The 560-nt window shown below is 44.1% G+C and carries 1 pseudogene; it reads left to right on the top strand.

The annotated features are described in order from the left end of the window. A pseudogene (locus ACS8FD_RS23460) lies at window positions 1–560 on the top strand (translocation/assembly module TamB domain-containing protein); the annotation flags it as partial.

Here is a 560-nt window from a genome sequence, read left to right as displayed (position 1 = left end):
TGGTACACCAAAGCTAATCAATGTGCGTAAGTTGGATTATACTGGTGAGGCAGGCGCTGTTAATGTAAAAGGTGTGCTTGATCTGCGCCAAGATATTGGCTGGACAGTAAACGGCCGCTTTAATAATTTTGATTTGGGTTATTTTTTACCGAATAATCCAGCTATTCTTTCCGGTGATTTGAACACCAGTGGGCAGTGGCAATCTGCGTCCAAAAACCATCCTGATGAAAAGGGTAAACTACAACGTTTTGCTGTAAATTTCGATGGGATGCTAGATGCCAAACAGCTACCTGCTGGTAAACTGACCATTGATGCCAATGGGGACTCGCAGCTCATCCGTATCAAGCGTTTTCGTCATATAGGCACAGCAGGTAGTATTGACGCCCAAGGCTCAGTCGATGTGAGCAAAGGGGTTGCTTGGGATATTAGTGCGGTGATGGATCGCTTTAATCTAGGTTACTTCCTAAAAGATACACCGAGTACGATTACGGGCAATATAAAAACGGATGGTAGCTGGCGTAAAGCACAGCAGATTATCAACCTAACACAAATCGATCTAA

It is taken from the genome of Psychrobacter sp. 1U2 (genome assembly GCF_051847575.1).
Note: the sequence above shows the minus strand (reverse complement) of the source record. Positions and strands in the feature narration are given on the sequence as shown.